This window comes from Streptomyces sp. NPDC008139, assembly GCF_042957025.1.
GTDB lineage: Bacteria > Actinomycetota > Actinomycetes > Streptomycetales > Streptomycetaceae > Actinacidiphila.
The window spans coordinates 357,531-372,611 of the sequence record NZ_JBIBHM010000005.1; the positions used below are offsets into that span (position 1 = coordinate 357,531).

Genomic DNA, 15,081 nt, shown 5'->3' on the forward strand with positions numbered 1-15,081 from the left:
GCGGACCGTGGACCTCGCATACACCGACGAGGAAGAGGAGTTCCGCGCCCGACTGCGCGCCTGGCTCGGCAAGGTGCTGCCCACCCTGCCGCCACCCCCCGACCCCCGCGACTGGCCGGGACGGCGGGCGTACGACACGGGCTGGCAGCGGCTGCTCTACGACGCCGGATACGCGGGGCTGCACTGGCCCGCGGACGCCGGGGGCCGAGGCGCCACCCCCACCCAGCACCTGATCTACCTGGAGGAGACCGAGCGGGCCGGAGCGCCGTACGTCGGCGCGAATTTCGTCGGGCTGCTGCACGCGGGGCCCACCATCGCGGCCGAGGGCACCGAGCGGCAGCGCCGCCGTTGGCTGCCGCCGATCCTGCGGGGCGAGGAGGTGTGGTGCCAGGGGTTCAGCGAGCCGGACGCCGGTTCCGACCTCGCGTCCCTGCGTACCCGCGCGGTCCGCGACGGCGACGCGTACGTCGTCACCGGCTCCAAGATCTGGACCTCGCACGCCGAAGTGGCCGATTGGTGCGAGCTGTTGGTGCGCACCACCCCGCGCGCCGACGGCACGCCCAAGCACCACGGCATCAGCTGGCTGGCGATGCCGATGGACGCGCCGGGAGTACGGGTACGGCCGCTGCGGACACTCGCCGGATCGACGGAATTCGCGGAGATGTTCCTGGACGAGGTCCGGGTGCCGGTCGGCAACCGGCTGGGGGCGCAGGACGACGGCTGGCGGGTCACCATGGTGACGCTGTCCTTCGAGCGCGGCACCGCGTTCGTCGGCGAAGTCGTCGCCTGTCGCCGCACCCTCGGTGAGGTCGCCCGCGCGGCCCGCGCCAACGGCACATGGGACGACCCCGCCGTCCGCCGCACGCTCGGCCGGCTCGCCGCCGAATTCTCCGTCCTGTGGCGCCTCACCCAGTGGAACGTCAGCGCCTCCCAGCACGCCCTGCGCACAGGCGGCAACGCCGTCCCCGGCACCGGCGCCTCCGTCTTCAAGCTCCGCTACTCGCAGGCGAGGCAGCTCCTCTACGACACCGCCGCCACTGTCCTCGGCCCCCGCGCCCCCGACGCCGACCACCCGTGGACGGCCGAACGCCTCAGCTCGCTGTCCTACACGATCGCCGCGGGCACCTCGCAGATCCAGCGCAACATCGTCGCCGAACGCGTCCTCGGCCTGCCCAAGGAGCCGAGAGGGTCGCCGGAGAGGAGCACACCGCCATGGACTTCCGGCTGACCGACGACCAGCGCGCTCTGATCGGCGCCTTGCGGGACCTGCTGGCCGCCCGCTTCGACCGGACCGCCCTGCGCGCCGCCGTGGACGCGGTCGAGGCGGAAGGCGGTACCGCCACCCCGCCACGGGACATCTGGCGAGCCCTCGGCGAGACCGGCTTCTTCGGGCTGCGCCTGCCCGAGGCGGACGGCGGCGTCGGGCTCGGGCTGCCGGAGGCCGCGCTGCTCTTCGAGGAGGCGGGCGGCGCGTTGGTGCCCGGCCCGCTGACCGCCACCCACCTCGCGGCAGGAGTGGTACCGGGGGCCGCGACCGGCGAGGCCGTGGTCACCCTGCTCGACGCGAGGGGAGCGGGCCCGCACTCCGTCGCCCACCTCGACGCGGCAGACGCCGTCCTCGTCCTCACCGGCACCGAAGCGGCCGAGGCCGAGGCCGAGGTCACGGTCACGGTCGCCGAGGCGTCCGCCGTACGGCGGCACGCCGAGCCGCTGCGGTCGGTGGACCCGCTGACCCCGCTGCATCTGGTCACCATGGCAGACATATCGGAAATAACGGTGAGCGGGACCGTGCCCGTGCGGGCCGTCGCGTTACGGCGCGAGGCTGCCGTGCTGGAGGCCGCACAACGGGTGGGGAGCGCGGGGCGGATGGTGCGTATGGCAGTGCAACACGCCCGGGAGCGCGAGCAGTTCGGACGGCCGATCGGCTCCTTCCAGGCGGTCAAGCACCTCTGCGCCGAGATGCTGGTCCGCGCCGAACTGGCCCGTACCGCGCTCTACGCGGCGGCCGTCACCGCCGACCCGTACGAGACCGCCGCCACGCGCCTGCTCGCCGACGAGGCGGCGGCCCGTAACGCACGCGACTGCCTGCAGGTCTTCGGCGGCATGGGCTTCACCTGGGAGGCGGATGTGCAGCTGCACATCAAGCGCTCGTGGATACCCTCCGTGTGCGGCCAGGAGTTGGCGGCTGACGAGGACATGCTCGCCGATTGGCTGCTCTGATGACGCTGAGCACACACCGTGGCCGTTCGCTGACCCTCCGAATGCGGAGTATCCGCACGGTGTTGTGTCCGATGCGTGACTTGCCACGCAGTGGAGTCGGGGAGCACCTCAGGTACGCTCCATCGGGTGCGTGTAGGTTCCAGGCTGCCCAGAGGCGCCGTCCGGCTGAGTCGGATGGGCGTCACGGCTGGGCGTTCGGACCCCCGTCGGAAGCGCCGCACAGTATGCAGCACGCGTACTCCGTTGCGCTGGAATATGCCCGAAGCGCTTGTTGGCGTGACTGTAGGTCAATCATGCTGTGTTGTGCCGGGATCACGCACGGTGATCTCGGGCAGAAGCGAGGCGTTGTGTCCGCCGGTTCGGATGGTGTGAGCGGTGCAGGTGCTTCAGGTGCAGCTTGAGGTCGGTGTGGATCCCGCGGAGGTGGGACGGGCGCGTCGCTGGGCGCGGTCCCGGCTCGTCGGTTCGGGTATAGGAGCCGACGAGCCGGTCGCGGAGACGCTGATCCTGCTCATCTCCGAGCTGGTGACGAACGCGGTGGTGCACACCGGCTGCCCCGCCGTCCTGCGGATGCTGTTCCCCGCAGCGCCCGCCTCCCCGGTGCGGGTCGAGGTGTCCGACAGCAGCGAGGCCCCTCCCGCCCCCCGGCACGCGCACCGCGACGAGACCGGCGGTCGCGGCCTGGAGCTGGTCGACGGCCTCGCCGACCGCTGGGGCTGGCAGCCGGAAGGCGCGGGCAAGCAGATCTGGTGCGAGGTCGACCGCCGTCAGGCCACGGTCCTCACCTAGGACGCGGGGCTTCGGACCGCACACCCCCGCCGTACAGGCACCGCACCGCGCGCCCGACTCGCAGCGCCAGCGCCAGCACCCCCACCACCCCGTGCCATCCCAGGGGTCAGGGTCACCGCACCGCTCACAGCACCGCCACCGGAGCCACCGGCGCGCCCGCGCCGCCCACGAAGGGCTCCGGCGTGGCATCGAGCCAGAACGCGTAACGCCCCTCCTCGGCGCAGGCCGCCGACAGGCCTTCCAGATTCCAGTTCTGGCCCTGGAGCATGCCCATCTCGACCAGGTCGAGCCCGTGCACCGCCAGCCACAGATTCTCGACCTCCGGCGGGAAGATCTCGAAGGTCAGCGTGTCGTTGGCGACCGCCGCCACATCCCGCGCGTGGAACCACTCCGGTGTGCGGATCGACAGGCCGGGTGACGGATACGCGTACGCCTCCTTGTCGCCGCCGAGATACGCCCGCACCTGGCCGGTCCGCACCAGCACCACATCCCCGGCCCGTACCGCCGTGCCCGCCAACTCCTCCGCCGCGGAAAGGTCTTCCGGGGTCACCGGGTGGTCGCCGGGCAGTCGGTCGACGCCGAGCGCGCGCGCCACGTCCAGCAGCACGCCGCGCGACACCACCGAGGTGACCTTCTCGATGCCGCTGAAGGCGGCGCCCGCGTGCGCGGTCACCGAGTCGGCCGGGCGCCCGTTGTAGATCAGGCCCGAGTGCGAGACGTGGGGGAGGCCGTCCCAGTGCGTCCCGGCCTGAAGGCCGAGGGTCACCACGTCGTCGCTGGTCGCGATGGTGCCGGGCCCGAAGATCTGCTGGTTGAGCGCGACCATCGTGCGCAGCGGATTGACCCGGCCGGGGATTAGCCCGGTCTGCACGCCGTCCTGCCGCAGCGGCAGCGCGAGCGGTACGCGGCGGCCACTGCGTACGGTCGCGGCGGCGGCGCGCACCACCTCGTCGGTGATCAGGTTGAGGGTGCCGATCTCGTCGTCGGCACCCCAGCGGCCCCAGTTGTTGACCCGGCGGGCGATGTCGAGGAACGCGTCGGGGAGGGCCACCGGAATCTCCAGATCATGTGAGGGGTCACGTACGCGGTCGTGTACGGGTCTTGTGCTGGACGGGGTCCGCACTCGTAATATCTAACGACCCGTCAAATCTAACGGTCCGTCAGAAACGATGAGAAGGGGCGGGACGTGGGCAACTTCCTGGCCGGAAAAGTCGTGGCCGTCACCGGCGCCGGGCGCGGCATCGGACGCGCGGTCGCCATCGCCTGCGCCGCGCAGGGATCGAAAGTCGTCGTCAACGACTACGGCGTCGCCATGGACGGCGCGGGCCAACCGGCAGGCGAGGTCGCCGAGTCGGTGGTGAAGGAGATCGAGGCGGCGGGCGGCGAGGCGGTCGCCGTGGCCGACGACGTGTCCACGATGGCGGCAGGAGACAGGATCGTGTCGGCCGCGACCGACCGCTGGGGACGGCTCGACGGCGTCGTCTGCGTCGCCGGCATCCTGCGCGAACGCATGCTCTTCAACATGGCGGAGGACGAGTGGGACCCCGTCATCGCCACCCACCTCAAAGGCACCTTCACCGTATTCAGGGCCGCCAGCGCGGTCATGCGCCGCCAGGGTCACGGCACGCTGATCGGCTTCACCAGCGGCAACCACCAGGGCAGCGTCTCGCAGGCCAACTACTCCGCCGCCAAGGGCGGCATCATCTCGCTCGTCCGCAGCGCCGCACTCGGCCTGAACAAATACGGCGTCACCGCCAACTGCGTGGCCCCCGTGGCCCGTACCCGGATGTCCGCGGGCGTGCCCATGGAGCTGAAGGAGATCGGTGAGCCGGAGGACGTCGCCGCGCTCGTCGTCTACCTGCTCTCCGACCGCGCCGCCGACACCACCGGGCAGGTCTACACGGTCGCGGGCCCCAAGATCGCGCTGTGGGCGCAGCCCAGGGAGATACGTTCCGCCTGGTCGCAGGACGGGCCCTGGACGCCGGAACGGCTGGCCGACGTCATCCCGGCCACCATCGGCACGGACCCCATGCCCATGCTGGAACAGCTCGATGCCATGCGCAGGGCCGCCGCAGCCAAGGACCGCCCCAACGCCTAGGGAGCGCCATGGACTTCACCTTCGGACCCGAGGTCGACGCCTTCCGCGCGGAGGCCCGCCAGTGGCTCGCCGCCAACGCCCCCGCCGACGCCCCGGCCGCCACCGACATGCGCGCCGCGCCCGACCGCCGGGCCTGGGAACGCGCCCTCGGCGCGGCGGGCTGGATCGGCCTCGGCTGGTCCGGAACGTACGGCGGCAACCGGCGCGCGACGCTCGCCCAACAGGTCGCGTGGGGCGAGGAGTACGCCCGCGCGGGCGCCCCCGTACGTACAGGACACATCGGCGAGAAGCTATTGGCGCCCACCCTGGAGGCGCACGGCACGCCCGAGCAGTGCGAGCGCTTCCTGCCGCCGATCGCGCGTGGCGAGGAGCTGTGGTGCCAGGGGTACAGCGAGCCGGGCGCGGGCTCCGACCTGGCGGGCGTGCGGACGACGGCGGTACGCGATCCGGCGGACGGCTCGTACCGGGTGTCGGGGCAGAAGATCTGGACGTCACTGGCGCGTGACGCCGACTGGTGCTTTCTGCTCGCGCGCACCGAGCCCGGCTCGCGCCGCCATCACGGCCTGAGCTTCCTGCTGCTGCCGATGGACCAGCCGGGGATCGACGTGCGCCCGATCCGGCAGATGTCCGGCGCGGCCGACTTCAACGAGGTGTTCTTCGACGGCGCCCGCGCCGTCGGGGTCGTCGGCGCGGAAGGCGGCGGCTGGCAGGTCGCCATGGCGCTCCTCGGCCACGAGCGCGGCGTGTCCACACTGGTCCAGCAGATCGGCTTCGGGCGGGAGCTGGCGGAGGTCACGGAGGCGGCGCGGCGCACAGGGGCCGACACCGATCCGATGATCAGGCAGCGGCTGATACGGCTGTGGGCGGAGTTGCGGACGATGCGCTGGAACGCGCTGCGCACCCTCGGCACCGCCGACCTCGCCGCGCCCAGCGCAGCCAAACTCCTCTGGTCGGCCTGGCACCAGCGGCTCGGCGAGCTGGCGATGACCGTACGCGGCCCGTCCGCCGCCACCGGCCCGCGCGACTGGACGCCGGCCGCGCCGTACGAACTCGACGCCGCCCAGCACCTGTTTCTCTTCTCCCGCGCCGACACCATCTACGGCGGCTCGGACGAGGTGCAGCGCACGATCATCGCGGAGCGGGCGCTGGGGCTGCCGAGGGAGCCGAAAGGGTGAGCGCGTCCGAGGAGGAAGAGGCCATCAGGGTGAGCGCGTCTCCCCAGTACGCCCCGCACCCGCCGCACGGCCCCGGGCGCGAGCCGCCCTACGAGCCCGCGCACGGCCTCCTGCGCGGCCGTACGGTCCTGGTCACGGCCGCCGCGGGCAGCGGCATCGGCTTCGCGACCGCGCGGCGCTGCGCCGAGGAGGGCGCGGTCGTGGCGATCAGCGACCGGCACGAGCGGCGGCTGGCCGAGGCGGCCGCGGAGTTGGACAAGCTGACCGGCCAGGCGCCGCTGGCCGTGCCGTGCGACGTGACGGTCGAGGACGATGTGCGGCGGCTCTTCGCGGCCGTCACCGAGCGGTTCGGCGGCCTGGACGTCCTGGTCAACAACGCGGGCCTCGGCGGCACCGCCGCGCTCGTCGACATGACGGACGCGCAGTGGTCGACCGTCCTCGACGTCACCTTGAACGGCACCTTCCGCTGCACCCGCGCCGCCCTGCGCCACATGCGGGAACGCGGCGCAGGGGTGATCGTCAACAACGCGTCCGTGCTGGGCTGGCGCGCCCAGGCCGGGCAGGCGCACTACGCGGCGGCCAAGGCGGGCGTGATGGCGTTGACCAGGTGCGCGGCCGTGGAGGCGGCCGAGTTCGGCGTACGGGTCAACGCGGTCGCGCCGTCGCTGGCGATGCACGCCAACCTCGCGAAGGTCACCAGTGACGAATTGCTGGCGGAACTGACCGCGCGCGAGGCGTTCGGCCGGGCCGCGCGGCCCTGGGAGGTCGCCAACGCGATCGTCTTCCTGGCCAGCGGCTACAGCTCCTATCTCACGGGCGAGGTGGTCTCCGTCTCGTCCCAACACCCTTGACACCCTTGAGGGGGCGCACATGAGCGGGCACGGCGGCACGGTAGGCAGCACTAATGGTGACGCGCATGCGGACGGCACCAAGGGGGGCGTCGCGCTGGACGGCACTCATGGTGACGTTCGGGGACGCGTGCGGGGCGTCGTCTTCGACGGCAAGCAGGCACAGGTCGTGGACGACCTGGAGGTCCGCGCGCCCGGGCCCGGTGAGGTGCGGGTACGGATCGCGGCGGCCGGGCTGTGCCACAGCGACCTGTCGGTGATCGACGGGACGATCCCGTTCCCGGTGCCGGTCGTGCTCGGCCACGAGGGCGCGGGAGCGGTCGAGGCGGTCGGCGCGGGGGTGACCCACGTGGTGGTCGGCGACCATGTGTCGCTCTCGACGCTCGCCAACTGCGGCACGTGCCCCGAGTGCGACCGCGGCCGCCCCACCATGTGCCGTCAGGCCATCGGCCGCCCGGGAAAGCCCTTCACCCGGCAGGGGAAGCCGCTCTTCAACTTCGCCTCGAATTCCGCCTTCGCGGAGCTGACCGTCGTCAAGGCCGTCCAGGCGGTGAAAATCGCACCGGAGATCCCGCTCACCTCGGCCGCCCTGATCGGCTGCGGTGTGCTGACCGGCGTCGGCGCCGTCCTGAACCGGGCGCGCGTCGGCCTCGGCGAGAGCGTCGTCGTCATCGGCACCGGCGGCATCGGCCTGAACGTCCTCCAGGGCGCGCGGATCGCGGGCGCCTCCCGCATCGTCGCCGTCGACAACAACCCGGCCAAGGAAGCGCTGGCCCGGCAGTTCGGCGCCACGGACTTCGTCGCCGACGCCGCTTCCGTACGCGACCTGCTGCCGCACGGCGCCGACCACGTCTTCGAGTGCGTGGGCCGAACCGCCCTGATCCGGCAGGCGATCGACCTGCTCGACCGGCACGGCCAGGCGCTGCTGCTCGGAGTGCCGCCCGCCGACGCCGAGGCGTCGTTCCGCGTCTCCTCGATGTTCCTGGACAAGGCGATCCTCGGCTGCCGATACGGTTCCTCGCGGCCGCAGCGCGACATCGCCCTCTACGCCGACCTCTACCGGCAGGGGCGGCTGCTGCTGGACGAACTTGTCACCGAGACCTACCCGGTGGAGGACTTCGCCAAGGCGGTGGACGACGCCGCGCACGGGCGGGTGGCGCGCGGCGTGCTCACCTTCTGAGCCCTCTCTCCCGGCCGTCCGAGTCCTACGGGCCCTCCGCGTCTTCCGGACCCTCACGGCCTACCGTCCGGCCGCGCTGTGGAACGTGCGGCGGTACGCCGTCGGTGACACGCCGAGCGCGGCCTGGAGGTGCTGACGCATCGACGCCGACGTGCCGAAACCCGCCTGCCCGGCGATCTGGTCGACCCCGAGATCGGTGGACTCCAGCAGGTGGCGGGCGTGTTCGACGCGCTGCTGCGTCAGCCACTGTCCCGGGCTCATCCCCACCTCCTCGCGGAACCGCCGGGTGAAGGTGCGTACGCTCATCGACTCGCGCTCGGCGAGCTGCCGCAGCGTGAGCGGCGCGTGCAGCCGGTCCAGCGCCCAGGAGCGCGCCCGCTCCGTACTGGCCAACTGCGGCTCCGCCAGCGGCCTGCGGATGTACTGCGCCTGGCCGCCCTCCCGGTGCGGCGGGACGACGGTGCGGCGCGCGACCCCGTTCGCCACCGCCGTACCGAAGTCGCGGCGCACGATGTGCAGGCACAAGTCGATGCCCGCGGCGACCCCGGCCGAGGTCAGGACATCGCCGTCGTCCACGTAGAGGACGTCGGGGTCCACCTTGACCTGTGGGAAGAGCCGCTGGAAGTGGTCCGCGCTGCTCCAGTGGGTGGTCGCGGGGCGGCCGTCGAGCAGGCCCGCGGCGGCGAGCAGGAAGGAGCCGGTGCAGATCGAGACCGTACGGGTGCCGGTCCGCATCCGGCGGAAGGCGGCGGCCAGCTCGGGCGTCAGCACCCCCTCGGTGTAGACGGTCCCCAACTCGTGCGAGGCGGGCACGACCACCGTGTCCGCCTCGGCCAGCGCTTCGAGCCCGTGCTTGACGACGACGCTGAAATCGGCGTCGGTGCGGACGCTGCCGGGAGCGACGCTGCACGTCACGACCTCGTACAGCTTCCTGCCGTCCTCGACGCCCTGTGCGGCGCCGAAGATCCGCAGCGGGATGCCCAGTTCGAACGGGATCACGCCGTCGAGCGCGAAGACGGCGACCTTGTGCCGGTCGGGGTGCGGGAAAACGGCCATGGCCCGATCCTTTCACATCATGGCCATCGGGCCACTCGTCCGGTGGTACCGACCTCCGGAGACTGTTCGAGTGACGCAGACATCGCACTCCGCCGGTCAGGTCCCTGACACCGTGACCGCCGCACCTGGGTCGGCCGCCACGCCTGGCGAGGCCGCCGCGCCCGGTGTCGTACCCGGCGCCATGCCCGGTGTCGGTGTCGGTGTCGTGCCTGGTGCCGTATCCGGCGTCGCTCCTGACCTCGGTCCCCGCCCCGGCGCCCGCGTACGACCGCACCGTGCCTGGGCCGTCGCCGTCGTCACCTTCGTGACCCTCGTCGGCGCCGCCGCCTTCGCCTCGCTCCCCGGACTGCTGATCGACCCGCTGCACACCGAATTCGGCTGGTCGCGCGGCATGATCGGCTTCGCGGTCTCGGTCAACCTCGCGCTGTACGGCCTCACCGCGCCCTTCGCCGCCGCGCTGATGGACCGCTTCGGCATCCGGCGTGTGGTGGCGTGCGCGCTGGTCACCATCGCGCTCGGCGCGGGACTGACCGTCTATATGACGCAGGTGTGGCAACTCGTGCTGTGCTGGGGCGTGCTCGTCGGCCTCGGCAGCGGCTCGATGGCGCTGGCCTTCGCCGCCACCGTCACCAACCGGTGGTTCGTCGCCCGCCGCGGCCTGGTCACCGGCATCCTCACCGCGGGCGGCGCGGCCGGACAACTGGTCTTCCTGCCCGTGCTGTCCTGGATCACCGAACACCACGGCTGGCGCCCGGCCGCCGCTGTGGTGGCCTGCGCCGCGCTCGCCGTCGTCCCCTTCGTCTGGTTCCTGCTGCGCGACCACCCCGCCGACGTGGGTCTCGCGGCTTACGGCGCCGCCGAGTTCACCCCCAAGCCCGCACCGGTCGCGGGCGCCGCGGGCCGGGCGCTGCGGGCCTTGCGCGACGCGGCGCGTACCGGACCGTTCTGGCTGCTCGCGGGCACCTTCGCCATCTGCGGCGCGTCCACCAACGGCCTGGTCAAGACCCACTTCGTGCCCGCCGCCCACGACCACGGCATGCCCGTCACCGCCGCCGCCTCCCTGCTGGCCGTGATCGGCGTCTTCGACATCGCGGGCACGGTGGCCTCCGGCTGGTTCACCGACCGCGTATCACCGCGCCGCCTGCTCGCGATCTACTACGGCCTGCGCGGCCTCTCCCTGATGTTCCTCCCCATCCTGCTCGCGGACAGCGTCCATCCGCCGATGGTGCTGTTCATCGTCTTCTACGGCCTCGACTGGGTCGCCACGGTCCCGCCGACCATCGCCCTGTGCCGCGAGCACTACGGCGAGAACAGCGCGATCGTCTTCGGCTGGGTCCTCGCCTCCCACCAGATCGGCGCCGCCCTCGTCGCCTATCTGGGAGGTGTCGCGCGTGACGCGTTCGGTTCGTACGACGTCGTCTGGTACTCCTCCGGTGCCCTGTGCGCGGTGGCCGCGCTGATGTCCCTCGTCATCCGCAGCCGACCGGTCGCCGCGGTACCGGCGTTGGCGGTTACGGGGTGAACGGGCCGAAAGGAGCGAAAGTTCCGAATCCGCCCCGGTAGAACAGCAAAGGTCCGGAAAGGTTCTCGGGCCCGGCCGGGACGTCCGGGCTGTCGTCGCCGCCCGTCGCACCCAGTGCGACCACGCGGCCCACCACCACGAGGTGGTCGCCCCCGGTGTGCACCGCGTGGATGGCGCAGTCGATCCACGCGGACGCGCCGCCGATCCGGGGCGACCCCGAAACGGGCGCGGGCGTCCAGTCCACGTCCGCGAACTTGTCCGCGCCGCTCACCGCGAACTGCCTGCACAGATGGGCCTGCCCCGCCGTCAGTACGTTGGCGCAGAAAACGCCCGCACGGGCGATGCGCGGCCAGGTCGTTGACGTACGCCCGACCATGAACGCCACCAGTGGCGGATCCAGCGACAGCGACACGAACGACTGGCAGGCGAAGCCGGCCGGCCCGTCGGGGCAGGCCGTCGTCACCAGCGTCACGCCGGTCGCGAAACGGCCGAGCACACCGCGGAATTCACCCTGGTCCACCGGCGCCCGCTCGTCCGGGCCCACCGCCCGCAGCGCGGCACGCGCCCCGGCCAGTGGTGCGGCGCCCGGCAGCGCAGAAGGCACCGCCGCCGATCTTCCGGCACTCGGCGCTGCGGCCGTCGCCGCCCCGACCGACCTCAGGTACCGCACGGCGGTCTCCGCCATTCCCGCATGTCCCATCACCCCTCCATTGAATCTGACGAACCGTCAGATAGGAAGAGTGAGGTGAGGTCGGGGTGAGGTTGGGTGACGTCGATCGGCGGGAACCGGGTTTCTCGGCGGGGGCGTGCTTGTCGGCGGGTGGCGGGTGGCAGGTGGCGGGTGGCAGGTGGCGGACGGCGGGAATCGGCTCAGCGGCCCCGGAAGCGCGGCTGCCGCCGCTCGGTGAAGCTGCGGACGCCCTCCAGTGCGTCGGCGGTGGTCATGACGATCTCCTGCGCCGCCGCCTCGGCGGCGAACGCGGTGGCGCGGTCGGTGTCGAGGGAGGCGTTGACGAGCTGTTTGGCCAGCGCCGTCGCGCGCGTGGGCCCGGCGGCCAGGCGGTCCGCCCAGGCGCGCGCGGTCTTGTCCAACTCGGCGGCCGGCACGACGCGGTTGACCAGCCCGAGGCGTTCCGCCTCGGCGGCGGGCAGCGCGTCGCCGAAGAAGAGCAGTTCCTTCGCGCGCTGCGGGCCGATCAGCCGCGGCAGCAGATACGCGCCCCCGCCGTCGGGGGCCAGGCCGCGCCGGACGAACACCTCGATGAACGTGGCCCGTTCCGAGGCGAGGACGAGGTCGCAGGCGAGGGCGAGGTGGGCACCGATCCCGGCGGCGGTGCCGTTGACCGCCGCGACGACCGGCTTCTCGCAGTCGAGCACGGCCGCGATCAGCCGCTGCGCGCCGCGCCTGATCGTCCGCGCCACATCGCCCGGCACCCGCTCGGCCGGTGCGCTCGCGCCTCCGCTCAGATCCGCGCCCGCGCAGAACGCCCGGCCGGTCGCGGTCAGTACGACGGCCCGCACGTCCGGTTCCGCCGAGGCCGCTTCGAGCAGGCCGATCAGGCGTTCGCGCTGGTCCCAGGTCAGGGCGTTCATGGCGTGCGGGCGGTCGAGCGTGATCCACGAGACCCCGTTGTCAGTGGCGTGACGTACAACTGACTCAGCGGAATCGTCCGGTGACTCAGCGGAGTCGGCGGCGGTGTTGTCGGAGTCGGTGGAGGGGGAGTCGGCCATGGGAATCCTCGGTCGGAGCGGGAAGAGCGGGCACGGGGCATGCGGGCACGGGGTGTTCGAGTGCTGGGCATGGGGGCGTGCGGCGTCCGGGAGCGGGTCGTGTCGGCGTGCGCCCTTCCGGCGCGGACCGTTCCGGCACGGCCCCGTGAGGGGCGAATCGTCGGCGAACAGGTCGGCGCGGTCAGTAGCAGGCGGCCAGCGCGTCGAGCGCGACCGCGCCCTGCCCACGCGGCAGCACCATCAGCGGGTTGATGTCGAGTTCGGCGAGCGAGTCGCCCAGTTCCATGGCCATCCGCTGCACGCGCATGACCACGTCGACGAGCGCGTCGGTATCGGCGGGCGGCGCCCCCCTGACCCCGTCGAGGAGCCTGCGGCCCCGCAGGTCGTCCAGCATGCCGCGCGCGGTGTCCGGCCCGAAGGGCGGTACGCGTACGGCGGTGTCGGCGAGGACCTCGACCAGGATTCCGCCGAGTCCCACGGTGACGGTCGGGCCGAAGAGCGGGTCGGGCGAGATGCCGACCACCATCTCCACGCCGCGCTCGACGAGTTGGCAGACCAGGATGCCGTCCAGGTTGATGTCGGCGGCGCGGGCGGTGTCGGTGAGTTCGCGGTAGGCGTCCCTGACCTGGCTGGCCGAGGTGAGGCCGAGCCTGACCAGGCCCAGCTCCGTCTTGTGCCCGAGCTGCGCCGCGGAAGCCTTCATCACCACCGGGTAGCCGACGAGGCCCGCGGCCCGGACGGCGCCCGCCGCGCTGGCCACCAGCTGCTCGCGCGGCACCCGGATCCCGTAGGCCCGCAGCAGTTGCTTGGCCGCGTGCTCGCTGAGCTGGTGGCCCGCGCGCAGCAGGCCGCGCGCCTTGCGCGCCGAGGACGACGGTGTGCGCGGCGCCTCGTCGAAGGGCGAGCGGTAGGCGGCGGTGAAGCGGTGGTGGTCGAGGTAGGACTTCACGGCGGTGACGCAGTTGCCGAAGGTGCGGAAGGTCGCCAGCCGGGAGGAGCCCAGCAGGGTGGTGCGGTAGGCGTCCTCGGTGCCGACCGGGGAGCCCCACACCACGCAGATCAGTTTCTCCGTCTCCTCGGCCGCGTCCGCCAGGTCGCGCGCCAGCTTGTCGCTCATCGGCGGGAAGGGGCCGGTGATGGGACAGATCAGTACGCCGACGGCCGGATCGGCCAGGATCGCGTCGATGATCTTCCGGCCGCGCCAGTCGCCCACCGGGTGGCCGCCGTTGTCGACCGGGTTGGCGACGTTCAGGTAGTCCGGGATCCACTGGTGGAGTTCGGTGCGCTTGGCCTCCGACAGCGTGGGCAGCCGCAGCCCGGCCGAGGTGGCCAGGTCGGCGAAGTGCGCGCCGGTGCCGCCGGATATGGAGTAGACGACGACCCCGTCCGCGGCGGGCGGCCGGGCGCGGGCCAGCAGGGCCGCGGTGTCCTGGAGTTCGTCGAGGCCGTCGACGCGAATCACGCCGAACTGCCGCAGGGCGGCGTCGATCACGGAATCGGTCCCCGTGAGCTTGCCGGTGTGCGAGGCGGCGGTCCTGGCCCCGGCGTCGGTGCGGCCCACCTTGACCATCACCACCGGCACCTTGCGCCGGGCGGCGCGGTCGGCGGCGAGGCAGAACGACCTGCCGTCCTTGAGCCCTTCCACATACGCCGCGATGGCGCCGACCTCGGGCTGCCCGGCGAAGTAGGAGATGAAGTCGGCGGTCTCCAGGTCCGCTTCGTTGCCGGTGGGCGCCCAGTGGCTGAGCCGGATGCCGAGTTGCTGGAGGGAGTGCAGGGGGCGGCCCTGGTGGCCGGACTGGGTGATCAGCGCGATGGCGGGTCCCGTGAGGTCCTCGCGGAACTCCTCGAAGGCGTTGAGATTGGTGTTCGGTCCGAGCAGCCGCATGCCGGAGCGGGCGACGACCTCGGCCAGCCGGGTCTGGGCCGCCGCACCCTCGGCGCCGGTCTCGGCGAAGCCGGAGGCGAAGGCCACGGCGAAGGAGACCTTCGCCTCGCCCAGTTGCTCGATCACCGGCAGCGGGTCGGCGACCAGCAGCACGGCCAGGTCCACGTCCTCCGGGAGGTCGGCCACCGAGGCGTGGCAGGGCAGGCCGAAGACGGTCTCCCGGCCGGGGTTGACCGGCAGCAACTGGGCGCCGACCCGCTGCGACCAGGTCAGGAGCTGTCGGGTGATGCCGGTGTTGGGCCGCCCCTCGGTGTCGGACGCGCCGACCACCGCGACCGTCCGTGGCCGGAAGAACCGGTCGAGGTCGGGTACGGGGGCGTGCAGCGGACGGCCGCCGACATCGGTGTCCGACCCGCCGCGCGCGACGGGCCCCGGGCCGGGACTGCGGGTGCTGAACGTGGATCCGAGCATCGGTCTCGCCCCCTCCTGCTGCTGGGTCTACAGAACTGACGCATAGTCAGATTACTGAACTGACGACCTGTCAGGAACAGTCGGGTCACGGAAAAGAAATGTG

The 15,081-nt window shown here is 72.5% G+C and carries 13 protein-coding genes; 8 read left to right on the forward strand and 5 right to left on the reverse strand.

Features of this window, described 5'->3' with window-relative positions; all coding sequences use genetic code 11:
• The first annotated feature begins 7 nt into the window (after positions 1-7).
• From ACFZBB_RS12910 to ACFZBB_RS12920, 3 genes are all read left to right on the forward strand, one after another.
• Positions 8-1,228, forward strand: a complete 1,221-nt coding sequence (locus ACFZBB_RS12910; RefSeq protein WP_391120716.1) for an acyl-CoA dehydrogenase family protein — start codon at positions 8-10, stop codon at positions 1,226-1,228.
• Positions 1,213-2,220, forward strand: a complete 1,008-nt coding sequence (locus ACFZBB_RS12915; RefSeq protein ID WP_391120719.1) for an acyl-CoA dehydrogenase family protein — start codon at positions 1,213-1,215, stop codon at positions 2,218-2,220. Before ACFZBB_RS12910 ends, ACFZBB_RS12915 begins: the two co-directional genes overlap by 16 nt.
• Positions 2,221-2,595: 375 nt before the next feature.
• Positions 2,596-3,009: an ATP-binding protein gene (locus ACFZBB_RS12920; protein ID WP_391120722.1), complete on the forward strand. Its 414-nt coding sequence runs from the start codon at positions 2,596-2,598 to the stop codon at positions 3,007-3,009.
• Between the two features lie 124 nt (positions 3,010-3,133).
• On the opposite strand, the gene ACFZBB_RS12925 is transcribed toward ACFZBB_RS12920, so the two are convergent.
• Complete coding sequence (locus ACFZBB_RS12925) at positions 3,134-4,060, reverse strand: cyclase family protein (protein WP_391120725.1); 927 nt, start codon at positions 4,058-4,060, stop codon at positions 3,134-3,136.
• A gap of 135 nt (positions 4,061-4,195) precedes the next feature.
• Here ACFZBB_RS12925 and ACFZBB_RS12930 point away from each other — a divergent pair, with 135 nt between their 5' ends.
• The 4 genes from ACFZBB_RS12930 to ACFZBB_RS12945 all read left to right on the forward strand — a co-directional run bounded on the left by ACFZBB_RS12930 (position 4,196) and on the right by ACFZBB_RS12945 (position 8,310).
• Positions 4,196-5,107, forward strand: coding sequence for an SDR family oxidoreductase (locus tag ACFZBB_RS12930; RefSeq protein ID WP_391120728.1), 912 nt, complete (start codon positions 4,196-4,198; stop codon positions 5,105-5,107).
• Between the two features lie 8 nt (positions 5,108-5,115).
• The gene (locus ACFZBB_RS12935) at positions 5,116-6,282 is read left to right on the forward strand and encodes an acyl-CoA dehydrogenase family protein (protein ID WP_391120731.1); all 1,167 of its coding nucleotides are present in this window, start codon (positions 5,116-5,118) and stop codon (positions 6,280-6,282) included.
• A gap of 29 nt (positions 6,283-6,311) precedes the next feature.
• On the forward strand, positions 6,312-7,133 hold the full coding sequence (locus tag ACFZBB_RS12940) for an SDR family oxidoreductase (RefSeq protein ID WP_391121107.1): 822 nt from the start codon (positions 6,312-6,314) through the stop codon (positions 7,131-7,133).
• 127 nt (positions 7,134-7,260) lie between these two features.
• On the forward strand, positions 7,261-8,310 hold the full coding sequence (locus ACFZBB_RS12945; protein WP_391121110.1) for an alcohol dehydrogenase catalytic domain-containing protein: 1,050 nt from the start codon (positions 7,261-7,263) through the stop codon (positions 8,308-8,310).
• 60 nt (positions 8,311-8,370) lie between these two features.
• Here ACFZBB_RS12945 and ACFZBB_RS12950 read toward each other — a convergent pair whose 3' ends face one another.
• Positions 8,371-9,366 (reverse strand): helix-turn-helix domain-containing protein, encoded by a 996-nt coding sequence (locus ACFZBB_RS12950; protein ID WP_391120734.1) that lies wholly within the window; start codon positions 9,364-9,366, stop codon positions 8,371-8,373.
• A gap of 181 nt (positions 9,367-9,547) precedes the next feature.
• Here ACFZBB_RS12950 and ACFZBB_RS12955 point away from each other — a divergent pair, with 181 nt between their 5' ends.
• Entirely contained in the window at positions 9,548-10,888 is a 1,341-nt protein-coding gene (locus ACFZBB_RS12955) for an MFS transporter (RefSeq protein ID WP_391121113.1), read from the forward strand.
• Here ACFZBB_RS12955 and ACFZBB_RS12960 read toward each other — a convergent pair.
• From ACFZBB_RS12960 to ACFZBB_RS12970, 3 genes are all read right to left on the reverse strand, one after another.
• Positions 10,878-11,573 carry a flavin reductase gene (locus tag ACFZBB_RS12960; RefSeq protein WP_391121115.1) on the reverse strand — a complete coding sequence of 232 codons (696 nt, stop codon included), beginning with the start codon at positions 11,571-11,573 and terminating at the stop codon, positions 10,878-10,880. The two genes, ACFZBB_RS12955 and ACFZBB_RS12960, sit on opposite strands and share 11 nt — an antisense overlap.
• A gap of 185 nt (positions 11,574-11,758) precedes the next feature.
• A complete protein-coding gene (locus tag ACFZBB_RS12965) occupies positions 11,759-12,619 on the reverse strand; it encodes an enoyl-CoA hydratase-related protein (RefSeq protein ID WP_391120737.1) in 861 nt (286 codons plus the stop codon).
• Positions 12,620-12,800: 181 nt separating this feature from the next.
• Complete coding sequence (locus ACFZBB_RS12970; RefSeq protein WP_391120740.1) at positions 12,801-14,978, reverse strand: acetate--CoA ligase family protein; 2,178 nt, start codon at positions 14,976-14,978, stop codon at positions 12,801-12,803.
• Positions 14,979-15,081 lie beyond the last annotated feature (103 nt).